We start from the raw sequence: 14561 nt of genomic DNA, 5'->3' as shown, positions 1-14561 counted from the left end.
GCACCCCTCGAAGCTGCTACGAATTCACGCCTGCCAGGAGCTCTGCGGTGTGTGCGGTGAGAACGTCGCGCGCCTGAGTCGGGTGAGGGTATATCCATCTGCGGCCCTGAGCGATCGCCTTCAAGGTGAGCTCTGCGACCTCATCCGCGGTGAGCCCTTCCTCAGCGAGCAGCGTCGCCAGCCGCTCCCGGAAGGCTTCCGCCGCCACGTCGCCGGTGCTGAGAGCATCCACGAAGATCCGGGTGCGCACCGGGCCCGGCAGCAGGATCGAGACCTGCAGCGGGGAGGAGATTGAATCGAGGTCGGCCTGCAACGACTGTGCAAGCACGCGTACCGCGTGCTTGCTGACGGTGTACGAGGCCTGTGACGCGCCGATCGAGATCCCGCCGATGGACGAGGTGAACAGGATGTGCCCGCTTGCGCCGTTCTCGATCATCGCCGGGGTGAATGCCCGCATTGTGTAGAAGGCGCCGTTTACGTTCACGGCCTCGACTCGCGCCCAGTCGGCAGGGGAGGTCTCCCAGGCGAGGCCGGTCTGTTCGATACCCGCGTTGCATGCCACGAACGCGGGTACGCCCAGCGACTCCAGGGCACGTTCGGCTGCGGCAGCGACAGAATCCCAGTTCGAGACGTCGACTTGCAGCGCGGTCGCTTTGCCTCCTTGTGCAGTGATATCGGAGGCGATCTCAGCAGCGCGGCGTTCGTCGACGTCCGCGACCACCGCATGCATTCCGACCTGCAGTGCGGTGTACCGCGCGAGCCCTTCTCCGATGCCCGATCCGGCGCCCGTGATGAAGGCGACTCGTCCGTGCAGTTGGTCGAAGCTGGTCATGGTGTTCTCCCTGGTGCGTCAGTGTTCGCGCGATCCACAGCGATTGCGATATCGCAATCGGCGCCGCACTGCCGCTATTTGAGCATCACTATAGACGGGGTGTCAATAACACCAGTAGCTCGAGTTGATTAGGCCCCGGCAATGCCGTCAACGATGTCCATCCACGCGTCGGCCATGAGTTGCGCGGCGAGTTCGTGATCGAAGGACTCGGCATTGAGATGCTTGCGGAACAGGTGCAGCAGGGGGGGAAAGAAGATGATCGCGTAGATATCGGCCCGCTGGGGATCGCTGATGACGTCGGCGTCGAGCAGCGCGCGAGACAGAGCGGTGACGTCCGGGAGGTTGTCGGGGAAAAGCATGTGCTGGATTGCGGTGTCGGAATCCGCAGCTTCGTAGACCGGCCGGAGGAGGCCTTCGAGGTCAGTCCATCGTTGCATCGCATCGAGGATCCAGTGTCGGACTGCGTCGCGGTCCTGGATCTTGAATGCCTGCGCGAGTCCGGGGTACGGGTCGCCGAACTCACCTTCGACTCGCTGGAGGAGATCCTTCAGGATGTCTGCTTTCGTGTGGAAGTGCAGGTAGAACGTCCCCCGGCTGGTCCCGGCTTCTTCGGTGATCTGATCCACCGTGGTCTGAACGTATCCCTGCTCCGCGAACACACGGACGGCGGCGTCTGTCAACAGTGCGCGAGTCAGCTCGCGGTGCGAGGCTTGCACGCGCCTGCGTCGCGTGGTCCTCGCTGGCGTCTCCTCCATGCCTCCACCCTACCGTCGCGTCAGTGGGGCCCGACGTAGTGCCCTTTTCTCGATAGGAACCCGTTGGTCCGCATGGCCCGGCGAACGAGTATTGACATAGTGTCTATCAAATGGCTAGATTGCCCATAAGTTGGTTGCTTCGCCTCAGCGGAGCAACGAAAAGCTCGTCAATGTAGACCAGCGAGAGGACGAAGATGTCATACCCCTACGATCCAGAAGTCCAGGCGACTGTTCCATACGCCCCGGAGATCGACTTAGAAGACATACACGCGGCGAGGGCGATGCTTGCGCAGGCAACGGCAGGAATGCCTCCGTTCGCTCCGGAGAGCGGCGTCACGCTGGTCGAGCTCCACAGCGGCGGTTCCGAACAGGACGCGCCACCGGTCGACCTGTTCCTCGTCAAGCCATCGGAGCAGTCAGCAGCGAACGCGCTCCCTGTCCTGCTGTGGTTCCACGGGGGCGGGTTCGTCTTCGGCAACGCGCGGGAGTCTCTGCCGTTCCTGGACGCCGCGGTCAGGCAAACGGGCGTGGTCGGGATCTCCGTGCAGTACAGCTTGGCGCCTGAGGCAACGTTCCCTACCCCCATCGATGAGGGCCTGGCCGCACTGAACTGGATCATCGCCCACGCCACCGAACTGGGCATCGATCCCGAGCGAATCGCGCTGGGCGGGCAGAGCGCCGGCGGTGCCTTCGCAGCCGCTCTCGCCCTCCGGTCGCGCGACGAAGGCGGGCCGAAGATCGCGTTCCAGCTCCTCGACATTCCCGTCACCGACGACCGCATCGCGACTCCGTCGGTCACCGACTACGCTGACGGCCTCCTGTGGAATACCCGGAATGCACAGCTGAGCTGGGAAGCCTACCTCGGGGGGACGGGCGAGCCAGTCTCGCCGTACGCCGCACCGGCGCGTGCAGAAGACCTCACGGGTCTGCCGCCGGCATTCATCACGGTCAACCAGTTCGACCCGCTCCGCGACGAGGGCATTGAATACGCACGTCGCCTCGCTCACGCCAACGTGCAGACCGAGCTGCATATGTATGCCGGCACCTTTCACGGTTCCTCTGGGATCGCTCTGACCGCAGCGGTGTCCCTCCGTCAGAACTCCGACCTGATTGCGGCGCTCGGCCGCGCTTTCGTTACTTCTGTACCTGTCAACGATGAGAGGAACTGACTATGAGTACCAACATGAACACCGATCTTGACGCTGTCGTCATCGGTGCCGGCTTCGGGGGGCTCTACGCCCTGCACTCACTGCGCGAGAAGGGATTCACTGCGATCGCGTTCGAAGCAGGCTCGAGCGTCGGCGGGACATGGTTCTGGAACCGCTACCCCGGAGCCCGTTGCGACGTCGAGAGTCTTGCCTACCAGTACTCCTTCAGCCAGGAGCTGGTGGACGAGTGGCGGTGGAGCGAACGGTACGCCACGCAGCCCGAGATCCTTGCCTACGCTGAGTTCGTCGCAGACCGCTACGACCTGCGTCGCGACATCGTCTTCAACGTTCGTGTGGAAGCAGCAACTTTCAATGAGGACGGCGCCTACTGGGACGTACACACCAGCGACGGCGCCCAGCGGACGGCTCGCCACATCATCTCGGCCACGGGTTCGCTCTCTGCGGTCGCGCTCCCTCCCTATGAAGGCATCCGCGAGTTCTCCGGGGAGATCTACCACCCCGGCGCCTGGCCCGCAGAGGGTGTCGACTTCACCGGCAAGCGGGTCGCGGTGATCGGCGTCGGCTCCTCTGGCGTGCAGCTCATCCCGGAGGTCGCCAAGCAGGCCGCCGAGCTCACCGTGTTCCAGCGCACGCCCGCATATGCCATCCCGGCTCGGAATCGTCCGCTCTACGACGATGAGATCCACTGGGCACGTCGTCACCACGCGCAGATCGCCGAGAACGCGCGCGACTCCGCCTCCGGGGTCGACACGCTGATCACCAATGATTCCATCCTGGAGACCCCGGAGCCGCAGCGCACACTCACGCTGGAGAAGAACTGGAAACTCGGAGGAAACCTCTTCCTCACCGCCTTCTTGGACGCCAATACCAACCTGGAAGCCAACGAGCTCATGGCCCAGTTCGTGCGGGACAAGATCAGGGGGCTCGTCGACGACCCTGAGGTCGCCCGCAAGCTCACGCCGACCGACTATCCGATCGGCGCGAAGCGGATCATCACCGACACGAATTTCTACCCCACGTTCAACCTGTCGCATGTGCACCTCGTCAGCCTCCTCGAGGAGCCGATTGAGCGGATCCTCGCGGACGGCATCCGGACCAGCGCGGGGGACTACCCGGTCGACGTCATTATCTACGCCACCGGTTACGACAGCATGACCGGACCGCTGACCCGCATCGACATCTGTGGCCGCGGCGGGAAATCGCTGAAGGAGGCGTGGGCTGACGGCGTCCACACGTACCTCGGTATCGCGACCACCGGGTTCCCGAATCTGTTCACGATCACGGGGCCGCAGAGCCCGTCGGTGACCGCGAACATGTTCGCGTCGATCGAGCAGCATGTCGACTGGACCGTGGAATGCATGGACCACATGCGTCGCAACGACCTCGTTGCGATCGATCCGTTCCCCGAATCCGAGGAGTGGTGGAACAACGAAGTCAATGCGGCGGTGGAGAAGACGCTCTACCTGCATGCCAAATCCTGGTACCGAGGCTCGAACATCGACGGCAAGCCCGACCAGTTCCTGGTCTATACCGGCGGCCTCAACACCTATCGCAATATCTGCGACGAGATCGCAGCGGACGGCTACCGCGGATTCGAGCTCGAAAGCGCGCAGAGCTTCGCCAGGGAAACAGTCGAAGCGAGCAGGATCTCAGCATGACGGGACGCCTTGCGGGAAAGACCGCACTGATCACTGGCGGAGCGATGGGCATGGGGGCAGCCCATGCCCGTGCATTCGTCGCCGAAGGAGCACAGGTCGTCATCGCGGACCTCGCCGATGACGCGGGGACTGCGCTGGCCGACGAACTCGGTGACGCAGCCCGCTTCGTCCACCTGAACGTCACTGACCCGGCGCAATGGGAGTCAGCCGTCGCCGAGACGGTCGGGCACTTCGGAAAACTCAACGTTCTGATCAACAACGCCGGCATCTTCACAACCGGATCGCTCGAGGAATACACCCTCGAGACATGGGACAAGACTCTCGCGATCAACCTGACAGGCGCTTTCCTCGGGCTCAAGAGCGCGGTCGCTGCGCTCGCAGAGGCCGCCCCGGCGTCCGTCGTGAACATCTCCTCGACTGCGGGAATCGAGGGGTATCCGGGCTTCCATGGCTACAGCGCCTCCAAATGGGGATTGCGCGGACTCACTCGCTCAGCCGCACTGGAACTCGCGGATCGAAGCATCCGGGTGAACAGCGTGCATCCGGGAGGCATCGCGACGCCTCTCCTCCAAGCCCTCCGAACCATCGAAGAGTCCGACCTCGAGGGGAGCACGCTCGAGCGACTCGCGCGACCGGAGGAGATCACAGGTCTTCTCGTTTTTCTCGCCAGCGATGAGTCGTCGTTCGTCACCGGGGCGGAGCACGTCATCGATGGCGGCGTCACAGCAGGAACGATGGTATGAGATCTGCAGACACTGATCGCCCTACGGGCACGGAAATTAGGAGGAACTACATGGATGCTCGCAATCACGACGGCGTCGCGATCGTCACTGGCGGAGCACGAGGAATCGGGGCGGCGTGCGCTGAGCGACTCGTGAGCGATGGCTTTCGTGTCGTCATCGCCGATGTGCTCGACGCCGACGGCGAGGCTCTCGCGGCTCGACTGGGTAACGGACGCTACGTCCATCTCGACGTTGTCGATGAAGCGCAGTGGGGCGATATGGTCGCCGACGTCGAAGCGAGCCTGGGGCCGGTTAACGTCCTGGTAAACAACGCCGGCATCGTGCACAACCAGCCCTTGGAAGAACTGAGTGCGGATGACTACCGCAAGGTGATCGACATCAACCAGGTCGGCGTCTTCTTGGGGATGCGGGCAGTGGCGCCGAGCATGCGCCGTGCCGGTCACGGATCGATCATCAATATCTCGTCGGTCGCGGGCATCATCGCATTCCCGAACGTGCTCGGGTACGTGGCGTCGAAGTGGGCGGTCCGAGGGATGTCGAAGGCAGCCGCTCAAGAGCTCGGCAAGGACAACATCCGGGTGAATTCGGTGCATCCGGGCATCATCGAGACGCCGATGACTGTGGGTACGGGCTCATTCGAGCAGACCGCGCACCAGCCGCTGGCCCATCCCGGCGAACCCGGTGACATCGCGGCGGCCGTCGCGTTCCTGGCCGCTGATGAGTCGAAATACATGACTGGAACCGAACTCGTCGTCGATGGCGGATTCACGAGCCAGTAGATCGCCAGACTCAGCCGGTGCGGGCCCGCAGCCGGAGTTCAATCATTAAGAAGAAGGAGTACGACATGGCGGGAAATCGGCTGGAGAACAAGGTCGCGATCGTTACCGGAGGAGGATCAGGGCTCGGCCTCGCCTCGGCGAAGCTCTTCGTAGCAGAGGGGGCCCGCGCTGTGATCATCGTGGACCTCGACTCACCGAAAGCCAGGGACGCGGCGGTCGGGATCGGAGCGGAGTTCATCCCCGTGGACGTCAGCGATGCCGCGGCGATGGACGCGCTGGTGCAGGGAGTGTTCGACAAGTACGGTCGCCTCGACGTGATGTTCAACAATGCTGGTATCAGCCTCCTGAAACCGATCCTGGAAACCGAGGACTCCGACTTCCAACGCCTCGTGGACGTGAACTTCCGCGGGGTGTTCAACGGAGTGAGAGCGGCGGGGCGGGCGATGGTCAAGCAGGGGAGCGGCTCCATCATCAGTACCGCATCCAACGGTGGCTCCTCGGCCACGGCTGGGCAGGCGGTCTACTGCGCGACGAAGTTCGCGGTCATCGGGATGAGCAAGGCCGCTGCGATCGAGCTGGCGCCTTCCGGGGTTCGGGTGAACACTCTCTCGCCGGGCACGATGCTCAGCGGCATGGTGCCTGACGACCCCGAGCTGCACGCACGACTCCACAAGCTGCAACCGGTGGGGTATGCCGCTGATCCCGTGCTGATGGCCCACGGTGCGGTATTCCTCGCCTCGGACGAAGCCGAGTACGTCACCGGCCACGACCTCATCATCGACGGAGGAGCCACCGCCGGACGCGCAGGCATGTGAGGCACGCTATGCGACGAGGCGCCATGCCTGCCAGGATGGGGCGCATGGACCTCGTCGCAGCGGATCTCACCGATCTTCGCGTCGGCGTGATCGGGGCCGGAGAGATCAGCCACGATCACGTCCGGGGCTGGCTGGAGCTCGGCGCACAGGTGACGGCGTATTCCCGCAGCGGCGCGGCAGCTCTCGTCCACGACTACGGCCTCGCTGAAGTCGATTCGCTCGACGAGCTGCTGCGAGTCAGCGATGTCGTCGACATCTGCACGCCGACCACAACCCACCCAGACCTCGTTCGGGCGGCGCTCGAGGCCAGGGTGCCCATCATCTGCGAGAAGCCGCTGGCTCTCACAGCGGATGCGGCCCAGGATCTGGTCGACGAGGCGCGGGAGGCGGGCATCCCGCTGTACCCCGCGCACGTCGTGCGATTTATGGACGACTACAGCGCGGCGAAGCGCGCTGTTGATGACGGGGAGATCGGCGCAGCATCCATCGCCCGCTTCCGACGGTCCGGCGCGTTCCCGACGTGGGGGAGCTGGTTCGCCGACGAGCAGCAATCCGGCGGCATCGTGCTCGACCAGATGATCCACGACATCGACTTCGCGGGCTGGGTCTGCGGCCCTGTCGTCAGCGTGTGCGGCATGCGGTCCGCTCCCGTGCCCGGATCTCCCGCTGTCTCCGCCCAGCTGCAGTTGCAGCACGAGGGCGGGGCGATCAGTTACGTTACCGGGATCTGGGGTGCTCCAGGGTTGGAATTCTCGACCAGGTTTTCGATCGCGGGGGATGCCGGTGTGCTCCGTCACGACAGCCGCGACAGCGCAGAGGGGGAGAGCCCGTATACGACCCAGCTGCGTGAGCTCGCTCGCGCGATCACCGGCGAGGGAACGTCCCGAGTCAGCGGGGCAGACGGCGTCGAGGCGGTACGGGTTGCACGGGCCGCGATCGAGACGATCGCAGCCGAGCGGGTGGAAATTCCGGATGCCATGCTCACAGCATCCGTTCCGGTGCACGAAAGCCTCGGGAGAATCATCGCCATCAGCGGTGTGTGCGGTCCTGGGCCTTCTCAGAACGTCTTCGACCCGGTCGCAGAGTTCGTGGACGAGATCGCGCTGCAAACGCAGGAGTATCCGGTGCGCGTATTCGCGACGCAGAGCAAGATCGTGGATGCTGCCATCGTCAGCATCCACTATTCGGGCGGGATGATCACAACGCTCTCGTGCTCCACGCAGGACGCGGCGGGGGAGATGATGCTCGAACTCGTCGGCACCGAGGGCAATGCGTCCATCAGTGCGGATGATCGCGGACATCGCACGACGCGCCGCGCCGCAGCGTGCGATGTTGTGAGGGCTGCTCAGGAATCCGCGCACACCGGGCGCCCGGTGGACCTCAGCATGCGGTGACGGGCCAGGCATGACGGGGCCTCTGTAACCCGATAGTGTGGCCACAGTGCCTATCGTTCTCGCTCCGGTGAAATGCGGCATGCCAGTCGGTTCATGAACACAGGGGGCGTACGGTATGGGCAACATTTGGCGAGTGTTCCTCCGCGACCTCAAACGCCTCGTCCGCGTGCCTCTCGCGCTCGTCATCATCGGCGGCGCTCTCATCACGCCATCGCTGTATGCCTGGTTCAACATCTCTGCGTTCTGGGACCCGTTCGACAACACGAAGAACCTCAGCATCGCCGTCGTCAACCTCGACGCGGGCGGTTCGACCTCGCTCACTGGCGACCTCAATGTCGGCGACCAGCTGGTCGCACAGCTGAAGGACAACGATGATCTCGGCTGGCATTTCCTCTCGGAAGACGAGGCGATGGAATCGATCAAGAGCGGCGAGAGCTACGCCGCCTTCGTCGTACCGAAGACCTTCACTGAAGATCTGCTCAGCCTCACCACGGGGGACTTCACCCAGCCGAAGCTGCAGTACTACGTCAACGAGAAGCTCAACGGTGTAGCGCCCGAGATCACCGACACCGGTGCCACAACGATCCAGACGCAGATGATCGATGCGTTCACCGAGCAGGTGGCCAGTGCGGTCGCAACAGCGATCAAGAGCGGCGGAGGCACCGCTGAGCAGGATCTGCTCGATGCTCAGGCCAAGATCATCACTGACCTCGAAGCAGCTAATCAGGTCGTCTCGGATACGCGAGCTCATCTGGCGACACTGCAGAGCGATATCGGCGCCTCGCGGGAAGGCCTGCAGTCCAACACCGTCGTGCTCTCCGACATCGACGGTGCACTCGGCGACGCGCAACGTACTCTGACCGATGCGCGCACCTTGACGGACAAGGCACAGGCGGATCTGCTCCGTCTCGCCGGTGAAGCGGCCACGGGACATGTGATCGGATCCGCAGAGGTGGCGGAAGGCACGTCCGCAGTGCTCGCGGCGCTGGGGCGGGTCAGCGTCGCAACCAGCTCGCTGTCAGCGGCCGTCGACGCGCAGCGCACCATTCTGGGCCAGGCGGGAACGCTGTTGTCAGGCCTTGACCAGCAGCTTGCGCAGACCTCGTCAGCCCTCACCAGCCTTGACGGCGATCTGGCTGCGGTCGAGGCAGACATGGGTCTTGCCATCTCGGATCTGAACGCTCTCACCGGCGCGGCCATGTGGCAGGACCTGCAAGATCTGACCTCGCTCGATCCAGAGCAGATCGCACAGTTCATGTCGACACCGGTCGTGGTCGATCAGCACACCATCTTCCCGACCAATACCTACGGCTCGCAGATGGCGGCGCTGTTCATCAACCTGTCCCTGTGGATCGGAGCATTCGTGCTCGTGGTGATCCTCAAGCTCAACGTCGACCGTGAAGAGATCCCCAATCTGACGGAGCGTCAGGGCTACCTCGGCCGGTGGCTGCTGTTCGCGGTCATCGCCGTGCTGCAGGCGATCACACTCAGCATCGGGAACATGATCATAGGCGTGCAGCACGTCAATGCCTTCGTTTTCTTCATCACGCCCGTGCTGATCGGACTGAGCTATCTGAGCATCATCTACGCTCTGTCGGTCACCTTCGGCTACATCGGTAAGGGACTGGCCGTGATCCTCGTGATCATGCAGATTCCGGGCGCTTCGGGCATCTACCCGATCCAGCTCATGCCGGAGTTCTTCCAGTCGCTGTATCCGTTCTTCCCGTTCACGTACGGAATCGATGCCATGCGCGAGGTGATCAGCGGCTTTGCCGGGTTCGCGTACTGGCGCTATCTCGGGATGCTGCTGGTGTTCGTCGCCCTGTCGTTCTTCCTCGGACTCGTACTGCGTCCCCACGTCGCCAACCTCACGCGTCTGTTCACGCGCGAGGTCGCCGAGACAGAGCTGTTCACCTCAGAGACCGGAGCGCCTTCGGGCCGCGGATACCGTCTCAACCATGTCCTGCGTGCCCTCGCGAGCCGTGCGACCTATCAGAAGCACCTCGCAAAGCGTGCGCTGCCTTTCGCGCGCTCGTACCGAAAGATGCGTGGCGCGGTCATCGTGGTGGGGCTGGCGGGGATCGTGCTGCTGGCAGCGCTCGCCATGATCTTCCCCGACAACAAGACCGAGTACGTGGGCCTATGGATACTGTGGCTGATCATCGTCTTCGCCGCGCTCGTCACCCTCGAGTACATCCGTTACAGCCTGCGTCTTTCGACAGAAGTGAGTGAGATGCCTGAAGCGGAGTTGCGGCAGGAACTCAAGGAACTGGAGGAGGCGCGGTGAGCGGCATCTGGCAGCTGTTCCGCAGCGATCTCAAGCGGGCCACGAGCAACGTCATGGCGATCATCGTGCTGTGCGGGCTGATCGTGATCCCCTCGGCATTCACCTGGTTCAACGTCATCGGCAGCTGGGAGCCGTTCGACAACACGAAGAACCTCAAGGTCGCTGTCGCCAGCGTCGATGAGGGCTACACGAGCCCGCTCTTCCCGCTCCATGTCAACGTCGGCAGCCTGGTCGAATCCGCGCTCCGCGCGAACGACCAGCTCGACTGGGTCATCACCACCAAGAAGGACGCGATCGCCGGGACCGAGTCCGGCGAGTACTACGCGGCGATGGTCCTGCCCAAGGACTTCAGCCAGCGCATGCTGACGTTCTACACCGCCGGTTCGCAGCGCACGCAGATCGATTACTACACCAACGACAAGTCCAATCCGCTCGCACCGCTGATCACCAGCGAAGGCGCAGACGATCTGTCCGCGAAGATCAACTCCGAGTTCACCGAGGAGCTGAGCAACGTCGCGCTGACCCTGGTGTCGTCGCTCGTGTCGTCGCTGACTGATTCGGAGTCACAGGCTGCGTACGCGCGTATCGAGGCGCACCTGGGACAGGTCGGGACGCAGCTGCGCGCGGCATCCGGCACCGCGACGATGTTCACCGCGCTGCTCGAATCCAGCGGACCACTGGTGAACGGCGCATCCGGTCTTCTGAGCACGGTCGAGTCCGAGTTCTCCTCGGCGGAAGGAAAGGTCCGCGAAGGCCTGGGTGCCGCTCAGGACGCCAAGGATGCCATCGCGCGGGCCACTGAAGCGCTCTCCGCAGCCTTCCAAGCCAGCCGAGATCAAATCGGCAAGTTCTCATCCGAAGTGGACCGTATCTTCTCGGGCATCGATGCCGACGCCGGCGCAAGCGTCGTGCTGATCGACCAGATGATCGTCGACCTCGGAGGCCTCGTCAGCAAGCATGAAGCGCTGCGAGATCGACTCATCAACGACGTGCAGCCGAATCTTCCTGAGGCTGAGAAAGAGGCATTTGCTGCGCTCATCGCCAGCCTGGACGCTGCGATCGAGCAGGAGAAGGGTCTCGAGTCCCGCCTGCAGGAGACCGCTGACGGCATCGCCACCGGCAACTCCGATGTGCAGCAGTTCCGCGCCTCGATCAATGCTCGGATCGCTGCGGCGCAGTCGGCTCTCGAGAACGCTGACAGCATCTACGCCAACGACCTCAAGCCGACTCTCGACGCGCTGGGTACGACCCTCAGCGCTGTCGGCACCTCTCTTGCCGGCGTCGCCGATCAGGTTTCCGGCGTCAGCGGTGCGGCTGGCGGCGTCGTGACCATCATCGAGAACGCCACGGCAGACAACCGCGCGCTTGCCGAAGCACTGGGCGCGGCCGCCGACGAGGTGGATCGAGTACAGCAGGCTTTGTCAACGGCCATCGACTCTGGCGACTTCAGCCAGATCGGACAGATCATCGGCGCCAACCCCTCCGTACTCGCCACCGCGCTCGCGCAGCCGATCGGCCTGGAGCGGATCCCGGTATATCCCGTGGTGAGCTTCGGGGCGGGAATGGCCCCGCTGTACACGGTGCTCTCACTCTGGGTCGGCGCGCTGCTGATGTCGGTGACGCTTCGTGTCGCCCCTCCCACGAGCGCTTTCCCCGGGGGGCCTGCGCTCAAGCTCCACGAGCAGTTCCTCGGCCGGTACATGATCTTCGGCCTGCTGGGCCTGGCGCAGAGCACCCTGGTGTTCCTCGGGAATATCCTCCTGGTCGGACTCGATCCGAAGCATCCGCTGCTGTTCATGCTTGTGGGCTGGGTGACCTCGCTCGTGTTCACGTTCATCATCTACACGCTGGTCGTATCGTTCCGAGATGCCGGCAAGGCACTGGCGGTGTTCCTGCTCGTCATCCAGGTGGCCGGCGCCGGCGGCGCCTACCCGCTGTCTCTCCTGCCGCAGTGGTTCCAGAGCGTGAGCCCGTTCCTGCCCGGTACCCACGCGATGGATGCGTTCCGAGACGCGCTCGCCGGCATCTACCAGGGCGACTACTGGGTATCGCTCGGACTGCTCGTGCTGTTCGTGGTGCCGATGCTCGTGCTGGGGCTCGCCGCGCGCAAGCCGATGATCGGGATCAACGACAAGATGGAAGCGATGCTGCAGTCAACCAAGCTCATGTGAGTGAGACGGGCGGCTGAGCGCCCGGTCGACCGGCGTCTCGAATGATGTCGGCGACGACGCCTGCATCGAAGTGGAAGACGAGTCCGTCGGGGGCGAGTCGCTCTACGAAGGGCACGACGCGCACGCGATCGCTCTCGATCGTGACGACGGATCCGCCGAAACCATCAATCGCCGACTCCTCAGCGGGGTCAGCGAACGCGCGTGAGATGTTCGTGACGCCCGGTGCTACCGTCACCGCGACCCCGGAGATGAACTCGGTGACGGGCAGGTGGTAGTGGCCGGCGAGAATGACACGCACATCGGAGTTGCGCACGATGTCGATGAGATCTACGCCGTCTGCATCGTCGAGTGCGAGCGCCTGCAACAGATCGGTTTGAGCCGGCACGGGCGGGTGGTGGATCACGACCACAGTGCCGTGCTCGGCCGGGGCCGCAAGCGTCTCGCGCAAGAACCGCTTCTGCGCAGGCTCGAGAGTGCCGTAGCCGGCTCCAGGAACTGAGCTGTCGAGCACGACGACTCTCCAGCCGTTCTGGACGCTGACGGATGCCACCGGGCGATCGAGGTCGATGCCGGCCAGCTCCCGCGGTGCGTCAGCATCCGGTTGTCCGTCGCCCAGCACAGCGCGGAACGATTCCCGCCGGTCGTGGTTGCCCATCGCGTACACGACGCGCGCCCCGCGCGCCTGTGCCCACGGCGTCAGCTGCTGGCGGATGCTGCGGTAAGACTCCTCGGTGCCGTCTTCGCTCACATCCCCTGAGACGACCACCAGGTCAAAGAGCAGGTGACCCACGTGTGAGAGAGCACGGTGCAGATGCTCGGCGGTATCGACGACGCCGTAGTGGCGGCCGCCGTCACCGGAGAAGTGCGTATCGCTGAGATGCAGAATGCGAAGAGCGCTCATGCAGACACTCTGCCAGAAGCGTCGGACACGACACCATGCTGAAGCGCATTTTTTACCTCTCACCGGGAAATTTGACTTCCGTGTGGAACCGGATATGGTCAAGGCACACCCGCCAGCCGAATCGAGAGGGGAAGCGAGTTCCGATGGCAGGAAAGACGCCAACACCCAAGACCGGAAAGAAGACCGCGCAGCTGTCGCTCAAGGAGAAACGAGCGGCCAAGCGCGCCAAGCAGGAGCCAGAATCCTTCATCAAGCCACGCAAGGGGGCGTCCGGCTGACCCGTTGAAGGACTGGTCCTGAAGGTGGGGGAGTCGCGGTCGGGTGACCTGCGGCTCCCCTTCCTGATCTGCCGGGCGCTCAGCGCAGACGGCGCTGCAACTCCTCTGCTGTCTGGATGACGGCGACCGCGGCATCCGATTCGCTCGGCCCGGTGCCGCGCGACCACGTCACCGCGACCGCGGCGATGGGCCATCCCGAGACGTCGCACACCGCTGCTCCCACAGAGCGCGTTCCGCCGGTCACCTCGCCATCCTCTGAGGCGAATCCCGCGGCGCGGATGCTGCGCAGCAGCTCGCGCAGCTCGCCCGGCCGTGCCGGCCCGAGGCCTGTGCGGGTCGAGAACGTCGAGGCGCTCGGGTACAGCGCGCGGACCTGCTCGCGAGGAAGCGAGGCAAGCATCGCGCGTCCGGTAGCGGTCAGATGTGCGGGCAGGCGCACACCGACATCCGTCACGAGCGCGGGGCGCCGGGGCGCACGCTCCTCGACGATGTAGACGACATCCGCGCCGCTCAAGACGCCGAGGTGGGTGCTTTCGCCGAGCCGGTCGGCGAGGGCCGCGACGAGCGGCCGTCCCAGCCTCGCCAACGGCTGCTGCCTCACGAACCCGCCGGCGAGTTCGGATGCCGCTGTCCCCAGCGCCCAGCGACGCTCCTCGCGCAGGTGCAGGACGAACCCGTGATCGGCGAGCGTGTTCAGCAGGTGATGCACGGTGGAGCGGGGAAGCTCCAGCTCTCGGGCGATCGCGGCGGCCGCCACCGGTGCCGGGCGCGTTGCCATG

General features: G+C 64.3%; 13 protein-coding genes. 9 read left to right on the top strand and 4 right to left on the bottom strand.

The window, feature by feature from the left end; translation table 11 throughout:
* Positions 1-16: 16 nt before the first annotated feature.
* Positions 17-832, bottom strand: coding sequence for an SDR family oxidoreductase (locus tag ACTU6V_RS13605; RefSeq protein ID WP_443469072.1), 816 nt, complete (start codon positions 830-832; stop codon positions 17-19).
* A gap of 128 nt (positions 833-960) precedes the next feature.
* Entirely contained in the window at positions 961-1587 is a 627-nt protein-coding gene (locus ACTU6V_RS13600) for a TetR/AcrR family transcriptional regulator (protein WP_443469071.1), read from the bottom strand.
* 281 nt (positions 1588-1868) lie between these two features.
* Here ACTU6V_RS13600 and ACTU6V_RS13595 point away from each other — a divergent pair, with 281 nt between their 5' ends.
* From ACTU6V_RS13595 to ACTU6V_RS13560, 8 genes are all read left to right on the top strand, one after another.
* Positions 1869-2756 (top strand): alpha/beta hydrolase, encoded by an 888-nt coding sequence (locus ACTU6V_RS13595; RefSeq protein ID WP_443475860.1) that lies wholly within the window; start codon positions 1869-1871, stop codon positions 2754-2756.
* Positions 2757-2758: 2 nt separating this feature from the next.
* Positions 2759-4414: a flavin-containing monooxygenase gene (locus tag ACTU6V_RS13590; protein WP_443469069.1), complete on the top strand. Its 1656-nt coding sequence runs from the start codon at positions 2759-2761 to the stop codon at positions 4412-4414.
* On the top strand, positions 4411-5157 hold the full coding sequence (locus ACTU6V_RS13585) for a glucose 1-dehydrogenase (RefSeq protein WP_443469068.1): 747 nt from the start codon (positions 4411-4413) through the stop codon (positions 5155-5157). The genes ACTU6V_RS13590 and ACTU6V_RS13585 overlap by 4 nt, the downstream gene beginning before the upstream one ends.
* A 50-nt stretch (positions 5158-5207) precedes the next feature.
* The gene (locus tag ACTU6V_RS13580; protein ID WP_443469067.1) at positions 5208-5936 is read left to right on the top strand and encodes a glucose 1-dehydrogenase; all 729 of its coding nucleotides are present in this window, start codon (positions 5208-5210) and stop codon (positions 5934-5936) included.
* A gap of 65 nt (positions 5937-6001) precedes the next feature.
* Positions 6002-6751, top strand: coding sequence for an SDR family NAD(P)-dependent oxidoreductase (locus tag ACTU6V_RS13575; protein WP_443469066.1), 750 nt, complete (start codon positions 6002-6004; stop codon positions 6749-6751).
* Positions 6752-6795: 44 nt separating this feature from the next.
* A complete protein-coding gene (locus ACTU6V_RS13570; RefSeq protein ID WP_443475859.1) occupies positions 6796-8145 on the top strand; it encodes a Gfo/Idh/MocA family protein in 1350 nt (449 codons plus the stop codon).
* A gap of 115 nt (positions 8146-8260) precedes the next feature.
* Positions 8261-10432 carry a YhgE/Pip domain-containing protein gene (locus tag ACTU6V_RS13565; protein ID WP_443469064.1) on the top strand — a complete coding sequence of 724 codons (2172 nt, stop codon included), beginning with the start codon at positions 8261-8263 and terminating at the stop codon, positions 10430-10432.
* Positions 10429-12603 carry a YhgE/Pip domain-containing protein gene (locus ACTU6V_RS13560; protein WP_443469063.1) on the top strand — a complete coding sequence of 725 codons (2175 nt, stop codon included), beginning with the start codon at positions 10429-10431 and terminating at the stop codon, positions 12601-12603. Before ACTU6V_RS13565 ends, ACTU6V_RS13560 begins: the two co-directional genes overlap by 4 nt.
* On the opposite strand, the gene ACTU6V_RS13555 is transcribed toward ACTU6V_RS13560, so the two are convergent.
* On the bottom strand, positions 12596-13504 hold the full coding sequence (locus tag ACTU6V_RS13555) for a metallophosphoesterase (protein WP_443475858.1): 909 nt from the start codon (positions 13502-13504) through the stop codon (positions 12596-12598). The genes ACTU6V_RS13560 and ACTU6V_RS13555 overlap by 8 nt on opposite strands.
* Before the next feature lie 143 nt (positions 13505-13647).
* On the opposite strand from ACTU6V_RS13555, the gene ACTU6V_RS13550 reads away from it, so the two are divergent.
* Positions 13648-13782, top strand: a complete 135-nt coding sequence (locus ACTU6V_RS13550) for a hypothetical protein (RefSeq protein ID WP_443469061.1) — start codon at positions 13648-13650, stop codon at positions 13780-13782.
* A 79-nt stretch (positions 13783-13861) separates the two neighbouring features.
* On the opposite strand, the gene ACTU6V_RS13545 is transcribed toward ACTU6V_RS13550, so the two are convergent.
* On the bottom strand, positions 13862-14560 hold the full coding sequence (locus ACTU6V_RS13545; RefSeq protein WP_443469060.1) for an IclR family transcriptional regulator: 699 nt from the start codon (positions 14558-14560) through the stop codon (positions 13862-13864).
* Position 14561 lies beyond the last annotated feature (1 nt).

Source organism: Microbacterium zouquanmingi, from assembly GCF_052266675.1.
Classification (GTDB): domain Bacteria; phylum Actinomycetota; class Actinomycetes; order Actinomycetales; family Microbacteriaceae; genus Microbacterium.
This window is presented reverse-complemented; position numbering and strand designations above follow the sequence as displayed.

Bases quoted from the DNA above. Each gene is read 5' to 3' on its own strand.
- ACTU6V_RS13555 (WP_443475858.1), bottom strand. From the start codon at position 13,504: ATGAGCGCTCTTCGCATTCTGCATCTCAGCGATACGCACTTCTCCGGT.
- ACTU6V_RS13590 (WP_443469069.1), top strand. From the start codon at position 2,759: ATGAGTACCAACATGAACACCGATCTTGACGCTGTCGTCATCGGTGCC.
- ACTU6V_RS13585 (WP_443469068.1), top strand. From the start codon at position 4,411: ATGACGGGACGCCTTGCGGGAAAGACCGCACTGATCACTGGCGGAGCG.
- ACTU6V_RS13545 (WP_443469060.1), bottom strand. From the start codon at position 14,560: ATGGCAACGCGCCCGGCACCGGTGGCGGCCGCCGCGATCGCCCGAGAG.
- ACTU6V_RS13605 (WP_443469072.1), bottom strand. From the start codon at position 832: ATGACCAGCTTCGACCAACTGCACGGACGAGTCGCCTTCATCACGGGC.
- ACTU6V_RS13550 (WP_443469061.1), top strand. From the start codon at position 13,648: ATGGCAGGAAAGACGCCAACACCCAAGACCGGAAAGAAGACCGCGCAG.
- ACTU6V_RS13595 (WP_443475860.1), top strand. From the start codon at position 1,869: ATGCTTGCGCAGGCAACGGCAGGAATGCCTCCGTTCGCTCCGGAGAGC.
- ACTU6V_RS13565 (WP_443469064.1), top strand. From the start codon at position 8,261: ATGGGCAACATTTGGCGAGTGTTCCTCCGCGACCTCAAACGCCTCGTC.
- ACTU6V_RS13580 (WP_443469067.1), top strand. From the start codon at position 5,208: ATGGATGCTCGCAATCACGACGGCGTCGCGATCGTCACTGGCGGAGCA.
- ACTU6V_RS13600 (WP_443469071.1), bottom strand. From the start codon at position 1,587: ATGGAGGAGACGCCAGCGAGGACCACGCGACGCAGGCGCGTGCAAGCC.
- ACTU6V_RS13570 (WP_443475859.1), top strand. From the start codon at position 6,796: ATGGACCTCGTCGCAGCGGATCTCACCGATCTTCGCGTCGGCGTGATC.
- ACTU6V_RS13575 (WP_443469066.1), top strand. From the start codon at position 6,002: ATGGCGGGAAATCGGCTGGAGAACAAGGTCGCGATCGTTACCGGAGGA.